This window comes from Burkholderia sp. AU4i (genome assembly GCF_000466765.1).
GTDB classification, from domain to species: domain Bacteria; phylum Pseudomonadota; class Gammaproteobacteria; order Burkholderiales; family Burkholderiaceae; genus Burkholderia; species Burkholderia cepacia.
In genome coordinates this window covers 39,166-59,644 of record NZ_ASSI01000061.1, presented here as the reverse complement: position 1 = coordinate 59,644, position 20,479 = coordinate 39,166, and the positions used below count along the sequence as shown (strand labels likewise).

General features: G+C 66.0%; 19 protein-coding genes. 3 read left to right on the top strand and 16 right to left on the bottom strand.

Translation table 11 applies throughout. From position 1 onward, the window contains the following. The first annotated feature begins 99 nt into the window (after positions 1 to 99). Positions 100 to 915, top strand: coding sequence for a posphoenolpyruvate synthetase regulatory kinase/phosphorylase PpsR (gene ppsR / locus L810_RS14895; RefSeq protein ID WP_021159117.1), 816 nt, complete (start codon positions 100 to 102; stop codon positions 913 to 915). A gap of 103 nt (positions 916 to 1,018) precedes the next feature. On the opposite strand, the gene L810_RS14890 is transcribed toward ppsR, so the two are convergent. The 16 genes from L810_RS14890 to rpsB all read right to left on the bottom strand — a co-directional run bounded on the left by L810_RS14890 (position 1,019) and on the right by rpsB (position 16,646). Beyond that, positions 1,019 to 1,795, bottom strand: a complete 777-nt coding sequence (locus tag L810_RS14890; RefSeq protein WP_021159116.1) for a TrmH family RNA methyltransferase — start codon at positions 1,793 to 1,795, stop codon at positions 1,019 to 1,021. Further along, positions 1,792 to 2,436, bottom strand: a complete 645-nt coding sequence (rnhB, locus tag L810_RS14885; protein WP_021159115.1) for a ribonuclease HII — start codon at positions 2,434 to 2,436, stop codon at positions 1,792 to 1,794. The genes L810_RS14890 and rnhB overlap by 4 nt, the downstream gene beginning before the upstream one ends. After that, complete coding sequence (gene lpxB / locus L810_RS14880; RefSeq protein ID WP_042974811.1) at positions 2,433 to 3,602, bottom strand: lipid-A-disaccharide synthase; 1,170 nt, start codon at positions 3,600 to 3,602, stop codon at positions 2,433 to 2,435. Before lpxB ends, rnhB begins: the two co-directional genes overlap by 4 nt. Before the next feature lie 3 nt (positions 3,603 to 3,605). Continuing rightward, on the bottom strand, positions 3,606 to 4,394 hold the full coding sequence (gene lpxA / locus L810_RS14875; RefSeq protein WP_021159113.1) for an acyl-ACP--UDP-N-acetylglucosamine O-acyltransferase: 789 nt from the start codon (positions 4,392 to 4,394) through the stop codon (positions 3,606 to 3,608). Positions 4,395 to 4,452: 58 nt separating this feature from the next. After that, positions 4,453 to 4,920: a 3-hydroxyacyl-ACP dehydratase FabZ gene (gene fabZ / locus L810_RS14870; RefSeq protein WP_021159112.1), complete on the bottom strand. Its 468-nt coding sequence runs from the start codon at positions 4,918 to 4,920 to the stop codon at positions 4,453 to 4,455. A 129-nt stretch (positions 4,921 to 5,049) separates the two neighbouring features. Then, the gene (lpxD, locus tag L810_RS14865; protein ID WP_021159111.1) at positions 5,050 to 6,129 is read right to left on the bottom strand and encodes a UDP-3-O-(3-hydroxymyristoyl)glucosamine N-acyltransferase; all 1,080 of its coding nucleotides are present in this window, start codon (positions 6,127 to 6,129) and stop codon (positions 5,050 to 5,052) included. A 16-nt stretch (positions 6,130 to 6,145) separates the two neighbouring features. Further along, positions 6,146 to 6,643 (bottom strand): OmpH family outer membrane protein, encoded by a 498-nt coding sequence (locus L810_RS14860; RefSeq protein WP_011549544.1) that lies wholly within the window; start codon positions 6,641 to 6,643, stop codon positions 6,146 to 6,148. 64 nt (positions 6,644 to 6,707) lie between these two features. Next, the gene (gene bamA / locus L810_RS14855) at positions 6,708 to 9,017 is read right to left on the bottom strand and encodes an outer membrane protein assembly factor BamA (RefSeq protein WP_021159110.1); all 2,310 of its coding nucleotides are present in this window, start codon (positions 9,015 to 9,017) and stop codon (positions 6,708 to 6,710) included. A 61-nt stretch (positions 9,018 to 9,078) separates the two neighbouring features. Beyond that, the gene (gene rseP / locus L810_RS14850; protein WP_021159109.1) at positions 9,079 to 10,464 is read right to left on the bottom strand and encodes an RIP metalloprotease RseP; all 1,386 of its coding nucleotides are present in this window, start codon (positions 10,462 to 10,464) and stop codon (positions 9,079 to 9,081) included. An 11-nt stretch (positions 10,465 to 10,475) separates the two neighbouring features. Continuing rightward, entirely contained in the window at positions 10,476 to 11,672 is a 1,197-nt protein-coding gene (locus tag L810_RS14845) for a 1-deoxy-D-xylulose-5-phosphate reductoisomerase (protein WP_021159108.1), read from the bottom strand. 15 nt (positions 11,673 to 11,687) lie between these two features. Beyond that, on the bottom strand, positions 11,688 to 12,509 hold the full coding sequence (locus L810_RS14840; protein WP_042974809.1) for a phosphatidate cytidylyltransferase: 822 nt from the start codon (positions 12,507 to 12,509) through the stop codon (positions 11,688 to 11,690). Next, on the bottom strand, positions 12,503 to 13,285 hold the full coding sequence (gene uppS, locus L810_RS14835) for a polyprenyl diphosphate synthase (RefSeq protein ID WP_006478494.1): 783 nt from the start codon (positions 13,283 to 13,285) through the stop codon (positions 12,503 to 12,505). Before uppS ends, L810_RS14840 begins: the two co-directional genes overlap by 7 nt. A gap of 47 nt (positions 13,286 to 13,332) precedes the next feature. Continuing rightward, the gene (frr, locus tag L810_RS14830; protein WP_021159105.1) at positions 13,333 to 13,893 is read right to left on the bottom strand and encodes a ribosome recycling factor; all 561 of its coding nucleotides are present in this window, start codon (positions 13,891 to 13,893) and stop codon (positions 13,333 to 13,335) included. A gap of 91 nt (positions 13,894 to 13,984) precedes the next feature. Next, entirely contained in the window at positions 13,985 to 14,698 is a 714-nt protein-coding gene (gene pyrH / locus L810_RS14825; protein ID WP_011352459.1) for a UMP kinase, read from the bottom strand. A gap of 163 nt (positions 14,699 to 14,861) precedes the next feature. Beyond that, on the bottom strand, positions 14,862 to 15,743 hold the full coding sequence (gene tsf, locus L810_RS14820) for a translation elongation factor Ts (protein ID WP_021159104.1): 882 nt from the start codon (positions 15,741 to 15,743) through the stop codon (positions 14,862 to 14,864). Positions 15,744 to 15,905: 162 nt separating this feature from the next. Next, positions 15,906 to 16,646 carry a 30S ribosomal protein S2 gene (gene rpsB / locus L810_RS14815; protein WP_006483818.1) on the bottom strand — a complete coding sequence of 247 codons (741 nt, stop codon included), beginning with the start codon at positions 16,644 to 16,646 and terminating at the stop codon, positions 15,906 to 15,908. A 377-nt stretch (positions 16,647 to 17,023) separates the two neighbouring features. Between rpsB and map the strand changes: the two genes are divergently transcribed. Beyond that, the gene (gene map, locus L810_RS14810; protein ID WP_021159103.1) at positions 17,024 to 17,839 is read left to right on the top strand and encodes a type I methionyl aminopeptidase; all 816 of its coding nucleotides are present in this window, start codon (positions 17,024 to 17,026) and stop codon (positions 17,837 to 17,839) included. 54 nt (positions 17,840 to 17,893) lie between these two features. Next, positions 17,894 to 20,470, top strand: coding sequence for a [protein-PII] uridylyltransferase (locus tag L810_RS14805; protein WP_021159102.1), 2,577 nt, complete (start codon positions 17,894 to 17,896; stop codon positions 20,468 to 20,470). Positions 20,471 to 20,479 lie beyond the last annotated feature (9 nt).

Sequence of the window (20,479 nt, the reverse complement as noted above, 5' to 3'; positions counted from 1 at the left end):
CCGTGCCGGCTGCCGGATGTGGCGCGACCTTGTCACTGCGTCTGGAGGCGACCCTCCAGCCGCCCGCGCAACCGCCCTTCACGCTCGACGCCCAGATTCATGCTGCCTACCGTATTCATCGTCTCCGACGGTACCGGGATCACTGCCGAAACCTTCGCGCACTCGATCCTCTCCCAGTTCGACCAGAAATTCCGTCTCGTGCGCGTGCCGTTCGTCGACTCGCTCGACAAGGCCTATGCGACCGTCGAGAAGATCAACGAGGCCGCCGTGCACGACGGCCGCCGCGCGATCGTGTTCACGACGCTCGTCGACAGCGAGTCGAACGACATCGTCAAACGCTCGAACGCGCTCGTGCTCGACATGTTCCAGCGCTTCGTCGAACCGCTCGAACAGGAGCTGGAGCTCAAGTCGAGCCACGCGATGGGCCGCGGCCACCAGAACGCGGACACCGAGGAATACAAGACCCGGATCGAGGCGATCAACTTCTCGCTCGCGCACGACGACGGCCAGTCGAACCGCAACCTGTCGGAGGCCGACGTGATCCTCGTCGGCGTGTCGCGCAGCGGCAAGACACCGACGAGCCTGTATCTCGCGATGCAGTACGGCGTGAAGGCCGCGAACTATCCGCTGATTCCGGAAGACTTCGAACGCGGCAAGCTGCCGTCGGCGCTCGCCTCGCACCGCGAGAAGCTGTTCGGGCTGTCGATCGACCCGCAGCGCCTGTCGGAGATCCGGAACGAGCGGCGCCCGGGCAGCAAGTACGCCGCACCCGAGAACTGCCGCTACGAAATCAACGAGGCGGAAGCGATGATGCGCCGTGAGGGAATCAAGTGGCTGTCGTCGACGCACAAGTCGATCGAGGAAATCGCGACGACGATCCTGCAGGAAGTCCGCCTCGACCGGCAGTCGTACTAAGGTCGAGCGCCGGCGGCCGCCCTGCCGCCGCCGGAAACAAAAAGGCCGCGTCGAACGCGGCCTTTTTTCGTGGTGCGGGGAATGCGCGAGCGTGGCGCCACGCTCACCGCTGCTGGCGCACCTGCTCGAACAGGCACACCGCCGCCGCGGCTGCGACGTTCAGCGACTCCATCCCGCCCGGCTGCGGAATCGTCACGCGATGCGTGGCCACCTCGCGCCAGTACGCGGAAACGCCTGCCCCCTCGTTGCCGAACACCCACGCCACGGGGCCCGACAGGTCGCAATCGTAGATCGCCTGCGCGCCGTGCGAGTCGGTCAGCGCAACCGGCACATCGAGGCGTTCGGCAAGTTCACCGGCTTCGACGTCCTCGTGGATCGACAGCAGGAAATGCGCGCCCATGCCCGAACGCAGCACCTTCGACGACCATGCGTACGCGGTCCCCGGCGCACAGAACACGTGGCGCACGCCTGCGGCCGCCGCGCTGCGCAGGATCGAGCCGACGTTGCCGGCGTCCTGCACGCCGTCGAGGACGACCGACGTATGCGTGACGCGAATGGGCAGCGGTTGCGCCGGCCGGTCGACGAGCAGCAGGAAGCCGACGCCGTTGACGACGTTCGACAACTGCCCGAACAGCGCGTCGGGCAGTGTGACGATCCGTTGCGCATCGATGCGCGCGACGATCGCCTGCGCCTCCGCGTGGCCGAGTGCGCCTTCGGTCGCCACGCACAGCTCGGGCGTCGCGCCCGTATCGAGGTACGCGCTCGCGAGATGGAATCCTTCGAGCAGCGCCTGGCCGCTGCGGCGCTGATGGGGCGTCGAACCCGCGAGCGCCTTCAGGCGCTTGTACAGCGGGTTGTCGCGGGAAGTAATGCTTTTCATCGAATCAGGTCGAGTGCCGCGCGAACCGGCGCGAACGAGCGCCGGTGCGCTTCGCATGGCCCGTGCTCGCGCAGCGCGGCAAGGTGTTTCGCGGTGCCGTAGCCCGCATGTACGTTGAAGCCGTACACCGGGAAACGTTCGTGCAGGTCGACGAGCATGCGATCGCGCGTGACCTTCGCGAGAATCGACGCGGCCGAGATGCTCGGCACGAGCGCATCGCCGCTGACGATCGCCTCGGCACGCACCGTCAGCGTCGGGCAGCGGTTGCCATCGATCTGCGCGAGCGTCGGCAGCAGCGACAGGCCCTCGACCGCCCGCTTCATCGCGAGCATCGTCGCGTGCAGGATGTTCAGCGTGTCGATTTCGTCGACGCTTGCCGACGCGACGCAATACGCGCGCGAACGTGCGACGATCAGGTCGTACAGCGCGTCGCGCTTCTTCGCGGACAGCGCCTTCGAATCGTCGAGCCCGTCGATCGGCTGCGCCGGATCGAGGATCACGGCGGCGGCCACCACCGGCCCCGCGAGCGGGCCACGGCCGGCTTCGTCGACACCGCAGACAATCTCGTCGGGCCGGCTGAAATCGAAACCGTCCTGCACGTCGCTCGACGCGCGGCGGCGTGATGCACGTACTGCGGTCATGCGCGCCCCTTGCGTTGTTCGAGCACGCGCACGACCGCTTCGGCCGCCTTCGTAGCCGTGTTCTGCCGCAGCGAAAGATGCATTTCGGTGAAGACTTCGGTCAGTGTGCGGCGGTTCGCGTCGTCGCGCAGCTGCGTGAGCGTCGCATCGGCGAGCGCCTCGGGCGTCGCGAAATGCTGCAGCAACTCGGGCACGACGAAACGCCCCGCCAGGATGTTCGGCAGGCCGACGTACGGCAGGTACCCCTGCCGGCGCATGATCTGCCCGGTCAGCCAGGGCACCTTGTACGAGATCACCATCGGCTTCTTCAGCAGCGCGGCTTCCAGCGTGACCGTGCCGCTCTTCACGAGGATCGCGTCGGCCGCCGTCATCGCGACCTGCGAGCGGCCGTCGGTGAGCGTCAGCGCAAGCTGCGGATGCGCGTCGACGAGCGGCTGCAGCAGCGCGCGCAACGCGGGCGTCGCCGCCGGCATCACGAACCGCACGCCAGGCTCGCGCTGCTGCATCAGCGCCATCGCCGCAAAGAACGTCGGGCCGATCAGCGCGATTTCCGAACGCCGGCTGCCCGGCAGCACCGCGATCACCGGGCCGTCGGCCGGCAATCCGAGCGCGATGCGCGCACCGTGCATGTCGGGTTCGAGCGGGATCTCGTCGGCCAGCGGATGGCCGACGTAGGTCGAGGCGACACCTGCCTTGTCGAGAATCGCCGGTTCGAACGGGAACAGGCACAGCATGTGATCGACGGACTTCGCGATCTTCTTGATCCGGCCGCCGCGCCATGCCCAGATCGACGGGCACACGAAGTGGATCGACGGGATACCGGCATCGCGCGCGGCCTGTTCCACGCTGAAGTTGAAGTCGGGTGCGTCGATGCCGATGAATGCGTCCGGTCGCTCGGCGAGCAACTGGCGCTTCAGCTCACCGCGAATCCGCAGGATCTCGGGAATCTGGCCGAGCGCCTCGACGTAGCCGCGCACGGTCAGCTTGTCCATCTGCCAGTGCGAGTCGAAGCCCTGCGCGATCATCCGCTGCCCGCCGATCCCGTAATACTGGGCCGATTCGGGCAGCCGCTCGCGCAGCCCGCCGAGCAGCGACGCCCCGAGCAGGTCGCCCGACGGTTCGCCGGCCGCCATCGCGAGCCGGAGCTGAGTGGTCGGAAGCGGCATCGCTTAGCGGATGATGCCGCGTTGCGACGCGTCGATGAACTCGACGAACGCCTTGACCGCCGCGTCGCCGTCGCCGCCCGCTTCCGCGAGCTCGCGCAGCTGCACCTTCGCTTCCTCGAACGACAGGCCGTTCTTGTACAGCAGGCGGTAAGCGCTGCGCAGCGCCGAGATCGCATCGGGCGAGAAGCCGCGCCGACGCAGCCCTTCGACGTTGATGCCGTGCGGCTCCGCCTTGTTGCCCGCCGCGATCACGAACGGCGGGATGTCCTGCACGAGCGCCGAAGCGCCCCCGAGCATCGAGTGCGCGCCGATGCGCACGAACTGGTGGACACCCGACATCCCGCCGACGATCGCCCAGTCGCCGATCTCGACGTGGCCGGCCATCTGCGCGTTGCTCGACAGGATCACGTGGCTGCCGACGGTGCAATCGTGACCGATGTGCACATAGGCCATGATCCAGTTGTCGTCGCCGAGCGTCGTCACGCCGCCGTCCTGCACGGTGCCCGTGTGGATCGTCGTGAATTCGCGGATCGTGTTGCGGCTGCCGATCACGAGCTTCGTCGGCTCGTCCTTGTACTTCATGTCCTGCGGACGGCCGCCGACCGACGCGTAATGGCCGATGCGGTTGTCCTCGCCGAGCGTCGTATGGCCTTCGATCACGCTGTGCGAGCCGATCGTCGTGCGCGCGCCGATCGTGACGTGCGGGCCGACGATCGCGTACGGGCCGATCTCTACCGATTCGTCGATCTGCGCGCCCGGTTCGACAATCGCGGTGGGATGAATCCTGGTCATGCGCCGTTGCCTCTCGATGTGATGTGTCGCGTTGCGTTGCCTGTGCGTGCCGCGTCGCTCAGGGCGCCACGTCGGTCGTCTTGACCGTGCACATCAGTTCGGCTTCCGCCGCCACCTTGCCGTCCACTTCCGCCACCGCCTTGAACTTCCAGATGCCGCGGATGTAGCGTTCGAACGTCACGTTCAGAATCAGTTGGTCGCCCGGTTCGACCGGACGCTTGAAGCGCGCGCCGTCGATCCCGACGAAGTAGTACAGCGTGTTCTCCGGATCCTTCGGCTGCTCTTCCGAGAAGGTCAGCAGCGCCGCGGCCTGCGCGAGCGCCTCGAGGATCAGCACGCCCGGCATCACCGGCCGCTTCGGGAAATGCCCCTGGAAGAACGGCTCGTTGATCGACACGTTCTTCAGCGCTTTGATTCCCTTGTGCGGTTCGAGTTCGAGCACGCGATCGACGAGCAGAATCGGGTAGCGATGCGGCAGCAGCGTGAGGATCTTGTGGATGTCGAGATTGATTTTTTCAGTGCTCATGATGGTTCGTCTCACGCAGAGGCTGCGCGGTGGTGATGCAAAGGCTGAAGCGGGCCGCCGTGCGGCCCAGTCTGGCAAACCGGGCCGGTTGCGCTGGCCGTGCCCGGTTCGAGGTCTCGCATGATGCGCTCAGGCGCCCGTGCCGCCCTGGGCGGCGAGCGCGGCTTCGAGCGCCTTGATGCGCTCGCGCAGCTTGTCGAGGTTGCGCACGAGCGCGGCGCTCTTGTTCCATTCGCCGTGGTCGACGGCCGGGAACGCGCTGGTATAGATGCCGGCCTTCGGCAGCGACTTCGATACGCCCGAATTCGCGGTGATGATGACATAGTCGCCGAGCGTCACGTGGCCGGCGATCCCGGCCGCGCCGCCGATCATGCAATGGCGGCCGATCGTCGTGCTGCCCGCGATGCCCGCCTTGCCGGCGATCACCGTGTAGGCGCCGATCCGGCAGTTGTGGGCGATCTGCACCTGGTTGTCGATCTTCACGCATTCGTCGATGACGGTGTCCGCCATCGCGCCGCGGTCGATCGTCGTGTTCGCGCCGATCTCGACGTCCGGGCCGATCGATACGCCGCCGACCTGCGGGATCTTGACCCAGCTGCCGGTGCGCGCGTCGCCGTCGCCGACGAAATCCGGCGCGAAGCCGAAACCGTCGGAGCCGATCACGGCGCCCGCATGGATGATCGCGCGCGGGCCGACCTTGCAGCCGTGGTACACCGACGCGTTCGGATAGATGTGCGAGCCCGCGCCGATCGTCGTGCCGCGGCCGATGAAGACGTTCGCGTCGAGCTGCACGCCGTCCTCGATCACCGCGCCGGCCTCGACCGTCACGTGCGGGCCGATCACCGCGCTCGCGGCGACCTGCGCGGCCGGATCGATCGTCGCGCTCGGATGCACGCCGGCGGCACGCTGCGGCGTGGCCAGATCGATGAACATCTGCGCGACGCGCGCGAAGTACGCGTACGGATTCGGCGTGACAATGAAATTGCGGCCCGTCGCGGCCGCGCCCAGCTTTTCCAGATCCTTCGGCGCGATCAGCACCGCGCCGGCGCGGGTCGACTCGACCTGCGACAGGTACTTCGGATTCGCGAGGAACGCGAGTTGCTGCGGGCCTGCCTGGTCGAGCGGTGCGAGCCCGCCCACCTTGCACTGTGCGTCGCCGGCGATCTCGCCGCCGAACCGCTTTACGAGTTCCTCAAGCGTCAATGCCATTCGTCGTCTGCTCCGTTCAGTTCGTCGAGCCGGACGCGAGCGCCTTGAGCACCTTGTCGGTGATGTCGATGCGCGGGCTGACGTACACGGCTTCCTGCACGATCAGGTCGTAATTCTGCTGCTCGGCGATCTGCTTGATGACCTTGTTCGCCTTCTCGAGCACGGCCGCCAGTTCCTCGTTGCGGCGCTGGTTCAGGTCTTCGCGGAACTCGCGCTGCTTGCGCTGGAAGTCGGTATCGAGCTGGGCGAGATCGCGCTGCTTCTGCGCGCGGTCGGCCGCCGACAGCGACGCGCCGTTCTTGTCCAGCGAATCGGACATCGACTTCAGGCGTGCCGCCAGATCCTGCAGATCCTTGTCACGCTTCGCGAACTCGGCTTCGAGCTTCGTCTGCGCCGCCTTCGCGGGCGCCGACTCGCGCAGGATCCGATCCGAATTGACCGCCGCGATGCGGGCGACGTCCTGTGCGTGCACCGTTGCCGCGCCCAAGGCCAGCGCAACGGTCAGCGCGCACATCACTCGTTTCGAAAACTTACCGGTTAGCAAAATTACCCTCTCGTTGCTGTTGTCATGCGTTCGGTCAGAACGCCGTCCCGATCTGGAACTGGAATTTCTGGTACTGGTCGCCTTCGTGCTTCTGCAGCGGGAAGCCGAGGCTCAGCTTCAGCGGGCCGATCGGCGAGATCCACGCGAGACCCACACCGTAGCCGTAACGCAGGCCGTTGGCGCCCGTACTCGTGCCGCCCGGCGCGTTGCCCCACACGTTACCGCCGTCGAGGAACGTGAACACGCGCAGCGTGCGGTCGTAACCCGTGCCCGGCAGCGGGAACGTCAGCTCGATGTTGCCGACGAGCATCTTCGAACCGCCGATCGGGTCGTTCGTCTTCGTGTCGCGCGGGCCCAGCGAGCTCGGCTCGTAGCCACGCACGGAGCCGATACCGCCCGCGTAGTAGTTCTTGAAGATCGGGTACGGGTTGCCGATACCGTTACCGTAGCCGCCTTGCAGGTTCAGGCCCAGGATGAAGCCACGCGAGAACGAATAGTAGTACTGGGCCTGCAGGTCGGCCTTGTAGTACTGGATCTTGCCGACCGGTACGCCGTACTCCATGTTCGCCTGCGTGAAGTAGCCGCGGCTCGGAATCAGCGCGCTGTCACGCGCGTCGCGCGACCACGCGACCGTCAGCGGCACGGTGTTCGACACGCGGCCGAACTCGTTCACGTAATCCTGGTAGCTCTGCGGCGTGTTCGAATCGACGTCGAGACGGTTCTGCTCGAAGCCGGCGCCGAAGTAGACGGTGTCGACTTCCGAGAACGGAATGCCGAACTTCAGGTTGCCGCCCGCGCTGATGATCCGGAAGCTCGAACTCGTCGAATAGTAGAGCGGCTGGTACGTGCGGTAGTAGACGTCCGTGATCCGCTTGATGCCGTCGACCGTGAAATACGGGTCGACCTGCGTGACGGTCAGCGTGCGGTAGCTCTTCGCGGTGTTGACGTTCACCGACAGGCTGGTACCCGAACCGAACACGTTGTCCTGCGACACGCCCGCCGACAGCACGACCTTGTCCGTCGACGAGAAGCCGGCGCCCAGCGTGATCGCGCCGGTCGGCTTTTCATCGACCTTCACGTTCACGTCGACCTGGTCGTTCGTGCCGTCGACCGGCACCGTCGTCACGTCGACGTTGGTGAAGTAGCCGAGACGGTTCACGCGATCCTTCGACAGCGCGAGGCGGTTCGAATCGAACCACGAGCTTTCGAGCTGGCGCATTTCGCGGCGCACGACTTCGTCGCGCGTGCGCGTGTTGCCGACGACGTTGATCCGGCGCACGTACACACGGCGGCTCGGATCGACGACGAGGTTCAGGTTCACCTTGTGGTTCGCCTGGTCGATGTCCGGCTGCGCGTTGACGGTCGCGAATGCATAACCGTATTCACCGAGCTTGTCGACGATCGACTTGGTGGTCTGCTGCAGCTTTTCGGCCGAGAAGCGATCGCCCGGCTTGATCTTGATCAGCTTGTTGAGTTCGGCCTCGCGATCGAGCAGGTTGCCCGACAGCTTGATGCCCGACACCGTGTACGGCTCGCCTTCGTGCAGCGTGACCGTCAGGTACATGTCCTTCTTGTCGGGCGAGATCGACACCTGGGTCGAATCGATGTTGAACTCGAGATAACCGCGGTTCAGGTAGTACGAGCGCACCGCTTCGAGGTCGCCCGTCAGCTTTTCCTTCGAGTACAGGTCGTTCTTCGTGTACCAGGAGAACCAGTTCGGCGTGGACAGCTGCATCTCGTCGCGCAGCGTGCTGGTGCTGAATGCCTTGTTGCCGATGAAGTTGATCTGGCGGATCTTCGCGCTAGGGCCTTCGGCCACCGCGAACAGGATCGACACACGGTTCGCGTCGACCGGCGTGACCGTCGTCTTGACCTCGGCCGCGTAGAAGCCGCGCGTGAGGTACTGGCGCTTGAGCTCCTGCTCCGCCTTGTCGACGAGCGCCTTGTCGTAATAACGGCCGTCGGCAAGGCCGACCGCGCGCAGCGCCTTCGTCAGGTTGTCCTTGTCGAATTCCTTCGTGCCGGTGAAGTCGATCGACGCGATGGCCGGACGCTCCTGCACCTGCACGATCACGACGTTGCCCTGCGTGGCGATGCGTACGTCGTTGAAAAAGCCCGTCGCGTACAGCGCGCGGATTGCTTCGGATGCCTTGTCGTCCGTGAAGGTATCGCCCTGCTTGATCGGCAGGTAGGCGAACACCGAACCCGCTTCGACGCGCTGCAGCCCCTCGATCTTGATGTCTTGCACCACGAACGGTGCCGCTGCATGCGCCGCGAGGCCGTGCGCGGCGAGCGCGGCCGCTGCAACTGTCTTAGGTACAAAACGATGAGGTTTGAACAACATGCATCCCCAATATTTAGCTGCATCAAATCGGGCGACTGCCCTGCGGCCGCCGCCTGACGCTTCAGAAATGGATTAACCGAGCCAGATCGTTGAACAGCGCGATCGCCGACAACGCGACGATGCAGATCAACCCGGCTCTTTGCAGAATCAGCTGCCAGCGCTCCGAGACGGCTTTCCCGGTCGCGGCTTCAACCGCATAATATAACAGATGCCCCCCGTCCAAAACGGGAATCGGCAACAAGTTCAGGACGCCAAGGCTAATGCTGACAAGGGCGAGGAACGACAGGAACGCCGACGGACCGAGCCGCGCACTCTTGCCCGCGTAGTCGGCAATCGTCACGGGGCCGGACAGGTTCTTCAGCGACGCGTTGCCCGTGATCATGCGCCCGAACATCCGCAGCGAATACACGGAGATGTCCCACGTGCGGTGCGCGCCGAGCCGCAGGCTCTCGATCGGCCCGTAACGCACGTCGACGGACGGCGCATGCATCGACAGCGCCGCACCGATACGGCCGACCTGCTGCCCCGATTCATCGTCGCGCTGCATCTGCGGCACGATCGACACCGTCTGCGCGGCGCCGTCGCGCTCGATCTGCAGCTCGAGCGGCTTGCCTGCATGGTGTTTCACGAAATCGATGAAGCGCGTCGCGCCGCCGATCGGCTTGCCGTCGAGCGCGACCAGCTTGTCGCCGGACTTCAGGCCCGCCTGCTCCGCCGCGCTGCCGGGCTGCACCGTCGCGACCGACAACGTGCCGCCGCCGGCCTCGAAACCCAGACGGGCCATGAAATCGTCGTCGAGCTGACTTTCGGGAACGTTGCGCAGGTCGACGCGGAAATCGAACGTCGTGTTGCCGTCGCGCGCGCCGAGCACGATCTCGCGGTGATCGAACGCGGCCGCGAGCAGCTTCCAGCGCAGGTCCGACCACGACCTTACCGGCTCGGACTCGCCGCCTTGCGCGTCACCCGTGCGCACGTTGCGGATCGACACGATCGCCTCTCCGCCGTCGAAGCCCGCGCGCGCCGCCGCCGTACCGGCGGCCGGCGGCGCGACGATCGCGGCCGGCTCGGTCACGCCGGTGGCAAATACGACGGAAAACAGGAAGATTGCCAACAGGAAGTTGGCAATCGGGCCGGCCGCGACGATCGCGATGCGCTTGTAGACCGGTTGCCGGTTGAACGCCTGGCCGAGCTCCTCGGGCGGGATGCCGGGGCCGGGATCGCGCTCGTCGAGCATCTTCACGTAGCCGCCGAGCGGCAACGCGGACAGCGTCCACTCGGTGCCCGTCCGGCGGCTGACCCAGCGCGCGACGGGCTGGCCGAAGCCGATCGAGAAACGCAGCACCTTCACGCCGCACCAGCGCGCGACGCGATAATGTCCGTACTCATGCACGACGACCAGCACCCCGATCGCCACCGCAAACGCGATCAGTTCGACCAGCACGTTCATGAGCACCCCATTCAGACAGTGCGCTCCACGCGTGGCGCAGGCGCTTTGGCAATGATCTCGGCGGCGAGGCGGCGTGCTTCTGCATCCGCCGCCAGGACGTCGTCGAGCCCGTCGGGCGCGCGGTTCGGCAGCGTGTTGAGCACGGCGTCGACCGTCGCCGCAATCGCCATGAAGCCGATGCGGCGCGCGAGAAACGCTTCGACCGCCACTTCGTTCGCCGCGTTCAATGCGGCGCTCGCGATACCGCCTTCCTCGAGTGCCTTCAGCGCGAGCGCGAGGCACGGGAAGCGCGCGTAATCGGGCTTCTCGAACGACAGCTGGGCGATCTGCGCGAGGTCGAGCTGATCGACGCCCGCATCGACGCGCTCGGGGAACGCGAGTGCGTGCGCGATCGGCGTGCGCATGTCGGGGTTGCCGAGCTGGGCGAGCACCGAGCCGTCGCGGTACGACACGAGCGAATGGATCACGCTCTGCGGATGGATCAACACGTCGATCCGGTCGCCCGGCAGCCCGAAGATCCAGTGCGCCTCGATCACCTCGAGACCCTTGTTCATCATCGTCGCGGAGTCGACCGAGATCTTGCGGCCCATCACCCAGTTCGGATGCTTGCACGCCTCGTCCGGCGTCACGTCGACGAGCGTGGCCGGCTCGCGCGTGCGGAACGGGCCGCCCGACGCGGTCAGGATGATCTTCGAGATCCCGCCGTGCTCGTTCTCGTCGCGGGGCATGCACTGGAAGATCGCGTTGTGTTCGCTGTCGACCGGCAGCAGGATCGCGCCATGGTCGCGCACGGCGTCCATGAAGATCGCGCCCGACATCACCAGCGATTCCTTGTTCGCGAGCAGGATGCGCTTGCCGGCGCGCGCGGCCGCGAGGCTCGGCGCGAGGCCGGCCGCACCGACGATCGCCGCGACCACCGTGTCGCAGCCGTCGCTCTTCGACACGTCGACGAGCGCCTGCGGCCCGTGCAGCACGGTCGTCTTGCTGCCCGCCGCACGCAGCTTCGCTTCGACCTGCGCGGCGGTCGCGGCATCGCCGACCACCGCCACTTCAGGCGCGAAGCGCAGGCATTGCTCGACCAGCTTGTCGCCGTTGCGGTGTGCGGTCAGCGCGTAGACCGAGAAGCGCTCGGGATGGCGCGCGACCACGTCGAGCGTGCTGTCTCCGATCGAGCCCGTGGAACCGAGCAATGTCAGACGTTTTTGCATAACAGAAATAGTGGTTTAACCAAGCAGCAGCATCGCGAGCGGCAGCACCGGAAGCAGCGCGTCGACACGGTCGAGCACGCCGCCATGGCCAGGCAGCAGTCCGCTCGAATCCTTCACGCCCGCCTGCCGCTTCAGCAGCGACTCGAACAGGTCGCCGATCACGCTGTACGCGACCAGCAGCGTCAGTGCGGCCCACGCGCCGGGCATCCCGTAACGCACGGCGAACGCGGAAAACAGGGTCGGCTCGAACGCGTGCACGACCATCGCGACACCGGCGACGACCATCACGGCGAGCCAGCCCCCGATCGCGCCTTCCCAGCTCTTGCCGGGACTGATCGTGACGGCCAGTTTACGCTTTCCGAAGGCCTTGCCCGCGAAGTATGCGCCGATATCGGCCAGCCAGACGACCAGAAGCAGCGACAGCACGAACGGCACGCCCAGCGCGCGCGCCGCGACGAGCGCATGCCAGCAGGCCGCAAAGACCACGAGGCCGGCCGCCAGCAGGAACGGCCGCCAGACGCCGCCCGCGAGTTCGGGCTTGCGCCGCAGCGCGAACGGGCCGACCAGCAGCCAGAACACGCCGGCTGCCATAAAAAGGGGACGGGACGAAGCCGCATCGACGCCGAGCGGCACCGTTGCCGCGAGCGCAAGCGCCGCGACGACGGCATAGACGACCGGGCCGGCGCCGCCGAGCTTGAGCAGTCGCGCCCATTCCCACGCGGCGAACACGAGCACGACGCCGATCAGCGCGCCGAACGCGGTGAGCGGCGCGAACAACGTCACCGGCAGCAATACCGCCAGCATCACGATCGCCGTGATCACACGGGTTTTCAGCATGAAAGGGAGTCGGCGTTCTGCGATTGCGGTTCGAGCTGTGCGCTCGTGCGGCCGAAACGACGTTCGCGCTCCGTATACGACGCCATGGCGTCGGCCAGTGCCGCGCCGTCGAAATCCGGCCAGTATTTGTCGGTGAAATAGAATTCGGCGTACGCGAGCTGCCACAGCAGGAAGTTGCTGACGCGCTGCTCGCCACCGGTACGGATGAAGAGATCGGGCTCCGGCGCATAGGCCATCGCCAGGTGCGGCGCGAACGCGTCCTCGGTCACTTCGACCTCGCGCCCTTCGCGCACGGCCTGCTCGACGAGCTTCTTCGTCGCCTGCAGGATGTCCCACCGGCCGCCGTAGTTGGCCGCGATGGTAAGCGTAAGACGGGTGTTGCGCGCCGTCTTGGTTTCGGCGCGGCGAATCAGTTCGCGGATGCGCGGCTCGAAACGGTCGAGATCGCCGACGACACGCAGGCGGATCCCGTTCGCATGGAGCTTGCCGACCTCGCGCTCGAGCGCGGTGATGAAGAGCCGCATCAGGAACGACACTTCGTCGTTCGGCCGGCGCCAGTTTTCCGAACTGAACGCGAACAGCGTCAGGTATTCGACGCCGGCGCGCGCGCAGCCTTCGACCACCGCCCGCACGGCATCGACGCCGCGGGTATGCCCCGCGACGCGCGGCAAGCGGCGTTCGGTCGCCCAACGGCCGTTGCCGTCCATGATGATCGCGATGTGACGCGGCACGACACCGACGTCAGGCACGCGAACGGTAGAGCTGGTATAGGTCATGGCCGTTGAGACAGTTGCGGGAAGAAGGCGGCGCGCGAGGACGGTCGTCAGACCGTCATGATCTCGGCTTCCTTGGTCTGCACGAGCTTGTCGATTTCGGCGACGTGCTTGTCGGTCAGCTTCTGCACGTCGTCGCTCGCACGGCGCTCGTCGTCTTCCGAGATTTCCTTGTCCTTCACGAGCTTCTTGAGCGCTTCGTTCGCGTCGCGGCGCAGGTTGCGGATCGCGACCTTGGCCGTTTCGCCTTCGCTCTTGACGACCTTGGTCAGTTCGCGGCGGCGCTCTTCCGTCAGCGCGGGCATCGGCACGCGGATCAGGTCGCCGGCCGTCGCCGGGTTCAGCCCCAGGTCGGCTTCGCGAATGGCCTTCTCGACCTTCGCGACCATGTTCTTTTCCCACGGCTGCACGCCGATCGTGCGCGCATCGACGAGCGTCAGGTTAGCGACCTGCGAGATCGGCACCATCGACCCGTAGTAGTCGACCTGCACGTGATCGAGCAGACCGGTGTGTGCACGGCCCGTACGGATCTTTGCCAGATCGTTCTTGAACGCCTCGATCGAGCGCTGCATCTTTTGCTCGACGCCCTTCTTGGTATCAGCGACACTCATTTCAACCTCCGAACCTTCTAACCTTCAAAGAACGCGGGCCCTGCCCGGCGCGTCCGGCGCGCCGCGGCCGATGGCCCGCATCCGCGGGAGTTTACACGTGGACGAGCGTACCTTCGTCCTCGCCCAGCACGATGCGCTTGAGCGCGCCCGGCTTGTTGATCGAAAACACGCGAATCGGCAGCTTCTGGTCGCGGCACAGCGCGAAGGCCGTCGCGTCCATCACCTGCAGGTTGCGGCTGATCGCCTCGTCGAACGTGATCGTCGTGTAGCGCGTGGCCGACGGATCCTTCTTCGGATCGGCAGAATATACGCCATCGACCTTGGTCGCCTTCAGTACCACCTCGGCGCCCACTTCCGAACCGCGCAGCGCGGCGGCCGTGTCGGTCGTGAAGAACGGGTTGCCCGTACCGGCCGCGAAGATCACGACGCGGCCTTCCTCGAGCTGGCGAATCGCGCGGGGCCGGATGTACGGCTCGACGACCTGGTCCATGCGCAGCGCGGACTGCACGCGCGCCTCGATGCCGGCGTGGCGCATCGCGTCCTGCAGCGCCAGCGCGTTCATCATCGTCGCGAGCATCCCCATGTAGTCCGCCGTCGCGCGATCCATGCCGGCCGCGCCACCCGCGACACCGCGGAAAATATTACCGCCACCGATCACGACCGCGAGCTGCGTACCGAGACGCACAACTTCGGCGATATCGGCCACCATCCGTTCGATCGTCGCGCGATTGATGCCGAAGGCATCGTCGCCCATCAGCGCTTCGCCGGAGAGTTTGAGGAGGACGCGTTTATAGGCATTGGACATAGGGGCTTCCGAGCGACGAGAGGATGACAACCACGAACTGTAGGGGCGAAATACTGATTCGGGCAAGCGCCGACGGTCGAACCGGGTTTCCCGGCCGGCCGGCGGCGGCGCCGACCGCGGCGGAGCGGACGCCCGCCGCGGATACTGCCTGACTGCTTACGGCTTACTGCTGCTTTGCTGCTGCGACTTGCGCGGCCACTTCGGCGGCGAAGTCGTCCTGGCGCTTCTCGATGCCTTCGCCGACGACGAACAGCGCGAACTTCTGCACTGCCGCATTCGCTGCCTTCAGCATCTGCTCGATCGTCTGCTTGTCGTTCTTCACGAACGTCTGGTTCAGCAGCGACACTTCCTTCAGGTACTTCTGGACGCTGCCGTCGACCATCTTCGCGACGATCTCGGCCGGCTTGCCCGATTCCGCAGCCTTCTGCTCGGCCACGCGGCGTTCCGTCTCGATCAGTTCCGCCGGCACGTCAGCCGACGACAGCGCGACCGGCTTCATTGCCGCGATGTGCATCGCGACGTCCTTGCCGACCTGCTCTTCCGCGCCCGTGTACTCGACGATCACGCCGATACGCGCGCCGTGCAGGTACGTTGCGATCTTGTTCGCGGTTTCGAAACGGACGAAACGGCGGATCGACACGTTCTCGCCGATCTTGCCGATCAGGGCCAGACGCACTGCGTCGACCGTCGAGCCTTCGAGCGGCAGTGCCGACAGCGCTGCCACGTCGGCCGGGTTCTGCGTCGCGACGAGTTCTGCAACCGTCTTCGAGAATGCGAGGAAGTCGTCGTTCTTCGCGACGAAGTCGGTTTCGCAGTTCAGCTCGACCAGCGCGCCTGCGTTGCCGCCGACGAACGATGCGACGACGCCTTCTGCCGTCACGCGCGATGCCGCCTTGCTCGCCTTGTTGCCGAGCTTGACGCGCAGCAGCTCTTCAGCCTTGGCCAGATCGCCGTCGGCTTCCGTCAGCGCCTTCTTGCACTCCATCATCGGTGCGTCGGTCTTCGCGCGCAGTTCTGCCACCATGCTTGCGGTAATTGCCGCCATCATTCGCTCCTTGAGTCTGTATTCACAACGCCGCCCGCTTGGACGCGAACGGCCGAAAATCGTTTCCGGACCCGCGCCGATTCGGCGCGATCAGGTCCGGCGCACAAGCTTAAAAAAAGGGGGCCTGTTGAGAGCCCCCTTTTTGCGCCGGCTCGGGGCCAGTTACGCGTTTTCCTCGACGTACTCGTCGTCGCCGCGTGCAGCCTGGACCACTTCGTTGACCGCGTTCGCACGGCCTTCGAGGATCGCGTCGGCCACGCCTTCGGCGTACAGCGCGACCGCCTTGCTCGAGTCGTCGTTACCCGGGATCACGTAATCCACACCTTCCGGCGAGTGGTTCGTATCGACCACGGCGATGACCGGCACGCCCAGCTTGTTCGCTTCCGTGACGGCAATCTTGTGGTAGCCGACGTCGACGACGAAGATTGCGTCCGGAATGCCGCCCATGTCCTTCACGCCGCCGATCGACTTCTGCAGCTTCGCGATTTCGCGTTCGAACAGCAGCGCTTCCTTCTTGCTCATCTTCTCGAGCTCGCCTGCCTCGACTGCCGCTTCCATGTCCTTCAGGCGCTTGATCGATACCTTCAGCGTCTTGAAGTTGGTCATCATGCCGCCGAGCCAGCGTGCGTTGACGTACGGCATGCCTGCGCGCTGCGCTTCCTGGGCGATCGTGTCACGCGATTGACGCTTCGTGCCGACGAACAGGATCGTGCCGCGGTTCGCTGCCAGCTGGCGCACGTACTTCTGTGCGTCCGTGAACATCGGCAGCGTCTTTTCGAGGTTGATGATGTGAATCTTGTTGCGGTGACCGAAAATGAACGGAGCCATCTTCGGGTTCCAGAAGCGCGTCTGGTGACCGAAGTGGACACCCGCTTCCAGCATTTGGCGCATCGTAACTGCCATGTAAATTCTCCACGAGGGTTGGGTCTTAAGCCGGCCGCCGTACCGCCGCACGAACCTGCCCCGAAAGGCACGAATTCCGCGCGGCCGGCACCCTGGTTGCGCCGGCTTGCGATTCGGCACGTGCAAAACGCCCGTGCCGTAAGCCTTTCACCGCGATGCCGCCCCGCAACGGGGCACTACGGCATTTGGATGTCGACTTAGCCAAAGAGTATAGCACGCCGATTTGTCCGCTCTCAAGTCGCTCACCACTTTCGCTTGCCGCGCGGCAGCCGGCCGGACAATCCGCGAAAACCCGCATCCGCACCGCCGGCAGGGGCTGCGACGCCTGCCAGAAGGTGCGATAATCCGTCAATTCACCGCATTCCAGGCATACCTCGATGGCTATTACGCTCAAAAACGAACACGATATCGCCGAGATGCGCGTCGCCTGCCGTCTCGCGAGCGAAGTGCTCGACTTCATCACGCCGCACGTCGTCGCCGGCATCACGACCGCCGAACTCGACCGCCTCTGCCACGAGTTCATGCTCAACGAACAGGGCACGATCCCGGCACCGCTGAACTACCAGCCGCCCGGCTACCCGCCGTACCCGAAGGCCACCTGCATTTCGGTCAACGACGTGATCTGCCACGGCATTCCCGGCGAGAAGGTGATCAAGAACGGCGACGCGCTGAACATCGACATCACCGTGATCAAGAACGGCTACTTCGGCGACACCAGCCGGATGTTCATCGTCGGCGAGGGCTCGATCCTCGCGAAGCGCCTCGTGCAGACCACCTACGAGTGCATGTGGCTCGGCATCGACCAGGTCAAGCCCGGCGCGCACCTCGGCGACATCGGCTACGCGATCCAGAAGCACGCGGAAGCGCAAGGCTACAGCGTCGTGCGCGAATACTGCGGCCACGGCATCGGCACGGTGTTCCACGAGGATCCGCAGGTCGTCCACTACGGCCGCCCGGGCACCGGCATCGAACTGAAGGCCGGGATGATCTTCACGATCGAGCCGATGATCAACGCCGGCAAGCGCGACATCCGCACGATGCCCGACCAGTGGACCGTCAAGACGCGCGACCGCAGCCTGTCGGCGCAGTGGGAGCACACGGTGCTCGTCACCGAAACCGGCTACGAGGTGCTGACCGTGTCGGCCGGCACGCCGGCGCGCCCCGTGTTCGCGCAACCGGCCGCCGCGGTCTGAGCGCTCTCGCGCCAGCCCGCCCTACCCGCACCACCCGCACCTGACCGGCTGCCCATGAGCGCTCACGCCGCCCCCTCGCCCGACGCGCTGTCGCGGCGCGCCGAATTCAAGGCCGCCAAGACGGAGATGCTCGAGCGCTTTCGCCGCGCGACGAACGTCGCGTCCCTGATGCATGCGCTGTCGAAACTCACCGACGATGCGCTCAAGCGCGTGTGGGACGACTGCGGGCTGCCCGCGACGCTCGCACTCGTCGCCGTCGGCGGCTACGGGCGCGGCGAGCTCGCGCCCTATTCCGACGTCGACATCCTCGTGCTGCTGCCCGATGCGCACGACCCGGCGCTCGACGCGCGCATCGAGCGCTTCATCGGGATGGCGTGGGATCTCGGCCTCGAGATCGGCAGCAGCGTGCGCACGGTCGCGCAGTGCATCGAGGAGGCGTCGCAGGACGTCACGGTGCAAACATCCCTGCTGGAAGCGCGGCGCATCGTCGGCAGCACCGCGCTGTTCGAGCGCTTCACGGTGCGCTACCACGAGGCGCTCGACGCCCGCGCGTTCTTCACCGCGAAGGTGCTCGAGATGCGCCAGCGCCACGCGAAGTTCCAGGACACGCCGTACAGCCTCGAGCCGAACGTGAAGGAAAGCCCCGGCGGGCTGCGCGACCTGCAGACGATCCTGTGGATCGCGCGCGCGGCGGGCTTCGGCAGCAGCTGGCGCGAACTCGACACGCGCGGACTCATCACCGATCGCGAAGCGCGCGAGCTGCGCCGCAACGAAGGTTTCCTGAAGACGCTGCGCGCGCGGCTGCACGTGATCGCCGGCCGCCGCCAGGACATGCTCGTGTTCGACCTGCAGACGCAGGCGGCCGAGAGCTTCGGCTACCAGCCGACGCAGACCAAGCGCGCGAGCGAGCAGCTGATGCGCCGCTATTACTGGGCCGCGAAAGCCGTCACGCAGCTCGCGACGATCCTGATCCAGAACATCGAGGCGCAGCTCTTTCCCGCGACGAGCGGCATCACGCGCGTGCTGTCGCCCGACCGCTTCGTCGAGAAACAGGGGATGCTCGAGATCGTCGACGACGGCGTGTTCGAGCGCCATCCCGACGCGATCCTCGAAGCGTTCCTGCTGTACGAGACGACCCGCGGCGTGAAGGGCCTGTCCGCCCGCACGCTGCGCGCGCTGTACAACTCGCGCGAGATCATGAACAACGCGTGGCGCCGCGATCCGCAGAACCGCGACACGTTCATGCGGATCCTGCAGCAGCCCGAAGGGATCACGCACGCGTTCCGGCTGATGAACCAGACGAGTGTGCTCGGCCGCTATCTGCTGAACTTCCGCCGCATCGTAGGCCAGATGCAGCACGACCTCTACCACGTGTACACGGTCGACCAGCACATCCTGATGGTGTTGCGCAACATCCGCCGCTTCGCGGTGGCCGAGCACGCGCACGAATATCCGTTCTGCAGCCAGTTGATCGGCAACTTCGAGCGCCCGTGGGTGCTGTATGTCGCCGCGCTGTTCCACGACATCGCGAAAGGCCGCGGCGGCGATCACTCGACGCTCGGGATGGCCGATGCGCGGCGCTTCTGCCGCGAGCACGGCATCGCCGGCGACGACGCGTCGCTGATCGTGTGGCTCGTCCAGCATCACCTGACGATGAGCCAGGTCGCGCAGAAGCAGGACACGAGCGACCCCGAAGTCATCAAGCGCTTTGCCGAAGTCGTCGGCAACGAACGCTACCTCACCGCGCTGTACCTGCTGACCGTCGCCGATATCCGCGGCACGAGCCCGAAGGTGTGGAACACGTGGAAAGGCAAGCTGCTCGAGGACCTGTACCGCATCACGCTCGCGGTGCTCGGCGGGGCCAACCCCGACGCGCATTCGGAGCTGAAGTCGCGGCAGGAGCAGGCGCTCGCGCTGCTGCGCCTCGAGACCGTGCCCGACGACGCCCATCGCGCACTGTGGGACCAGCTCGACGTCGGCTTCTTCCTGCGTCACGACGCAGCCGACATCGCGTGGCAGACACGCGTGCTGTACCGGCACGTGAACGCCGAAACCGCGATCGTCCGCGCGCGGCCGTCGCCGATCGGCGATGCGCTTCAGGTGCTCGTGTACGTGAAGGATCGGCCCGACCTGTTCGCGGGCATCTGCGCGTATTTCGACCGCAACGGGCTGTCGGTGCTCGACGCGCGCGTCAGCACGACGCGGCACGGCTACGCGCTCGACAACTTCATCGTCACGCAGACCGAACGCGACGTGCGCTACCGCGACATCGCGAATCTCGTCGAACAACAGCTCGCGTCGCGGCTCACCGAAACCGCATCGCTGCCGGAGCCGTCCAAGGGCCGCCTGTCGAGGCTGTCCCGGACGTTTCCGATCACGCCGCGCGTCGACCTGCGGGCCGACGAGCGCGGCCAGTACTACATCCTGTCCGTGTCGGCCAACGACCGGCCGGGCCTTCTCTATTCGATCGCGCGCGTACTCGCCGAGCATCGGATCGGCGTCCATGCGGCGCGGATCAATACGCTCGGCGAACGCGTCGAGGACATCTTCCTGCTCGCGGGTGCCGGCCTGTCCGACAACCGCCTGCAGATCCAGCTTGAAACCGAGTTGCTGCGTGCGATCGCAGTCTGAATGAATTCC

What these genes read in the sequence shown, in the direction of transcription:
- L810_RS14860 (WP_011549544.1), bottom strand. Translation starts at nt 6,643, where the DNA reads ATGTGCGCGCTGACCGTTGCGCTGGCCTTGGGCGCGGCAACGGTGCAC.
- bamA (WP_021159110.1), bottom strand. Translation starts at nt 9,017, where the DNA reads ATGTTGTTCAAACCTCATCGTTTTGTACCTAAGACAGTTGCAGCGGCC.
- uppS (WP_006478494.1), bottom strand. Translation starts at nt 13,285, where the DNA reads ATGACCTATACCAGCTCTACCGTTCGCGTGCCTGACGTCGGTGTCGTG.
- lpxA (WP_021159113.1), bottom strand. Translation starts at nt 4,394, where the DNA reads ATGACCAGGATTCATCCCACCGCGATTGTCGAACCGGGCGCGCAGATC.
- rnhB (WP_021159115.1), bottom strand. Translation starts at nt 2,436, where the DNA reads ATGACCGCAGTACGTGCATCACGCCGCCGCGCGTCGAGCGACGTGCAG.
- lpxD (WP_021159111.1), bottom strand. Translation starts at nt 6,129, where the DNA reads ATGGCATTGACGCTTGAGGAACTCGTAAAGCGGTTCGGCGGCGAGATC.
- fabZ (WP_021159112.1), bottom strand. Translation starts at nt 4,920, where the DNA reads ATGAGCACTGAAAAAATCAATCTCGACATCCACAAGATCCTCACGCTG.
- ppsR (WP_021159117.1), top strand. Translation starts at nt 100, where the DNA reads ATGCTGCCTACCGTATTCATCGTCTCCGACGGTACCGGGATCACTGCC.
- L810_RS14840 (WP_042974809.1), bottom strand. Translation starts at nt 12,509, where the DNA reads ATGCTGAAAACCCGTGTGATCACGGCGATCGTGATGCTGGCGGTATTG.
- L810_RS14805 (WP_021159102.1), top strand. Translation starts at nt 17,894, where the DNA reads ATGAGCGCTCACGCCGCCCCCTCGCCCGACGCGCTGTCGCGGCGCGCC.
- map (WP_021159103.1), top strand. Translation starts at nt 17,024, where the DNA reads ATGGCTATTACGCTCAAAAACGAACACGATATCGCCGAGATGCGCGTC.
- lpxB (WP_042974811.1), bottom strand. Translation starts at nt 3,602, where the DNA reads ATGCCGCTTCCGACCACTCAGCTCCGGCTCGCGATGGCGGCCGGCGAA.
- frr (WP_021159105.1), bottom strand. Translation starts at nt 13,893, where the DNA reads ATGAGTGTCGCTGATACCAAGAAGGGCGTCGAGCAAAAGATGCAGCGC.
- rseP (WP_021159109.1), bottom strand. Translation starts at nt 10,464, where the DNA reads ATGAACGTGCTGGTCGAACTGATCGCGTTTGCGGTGGCGATCGGGGTG.
- L810_RS14845 (WP_021159108.1), bottom strand. Translation starts at nt 11,672, where the DNA reads ATGCAAAAACGTCTGACATTGCTCGGTTCCACGGGCTCGATCGGAGAC.
- tsf (WP_021159104.1), bottom strand. Translation starts at nt 15,743, where the DNA reads ATGGCGGCAATTACCGCAAGCATGGTGGCAGAACTGCGCGCGAAGACC.
- L810_RS14890 (WP_021159116.1), bottom strand. Translation starts at nt 1,795, where the DNA reads ATGAAAAGCATTACTTCCCGCGACAACCCGCTGTACAAGCGCCTGAAG.
- pyrH (WP_011352459.1), bottom strand. Translation starts at nt 14,698, where the DNA reads ATGTCCAATGCCTATAAACGCGTCCTCCTCAAACTCTCCGGCGAAGCG.
- rpsB (WP_006483818.1), bottom strand. Translation starts at nt 16,646, where the DNA reads ATGGCAGTTACGATGCGCCAAATGCTGGAAGCGGGTGTCCACTTCGGT.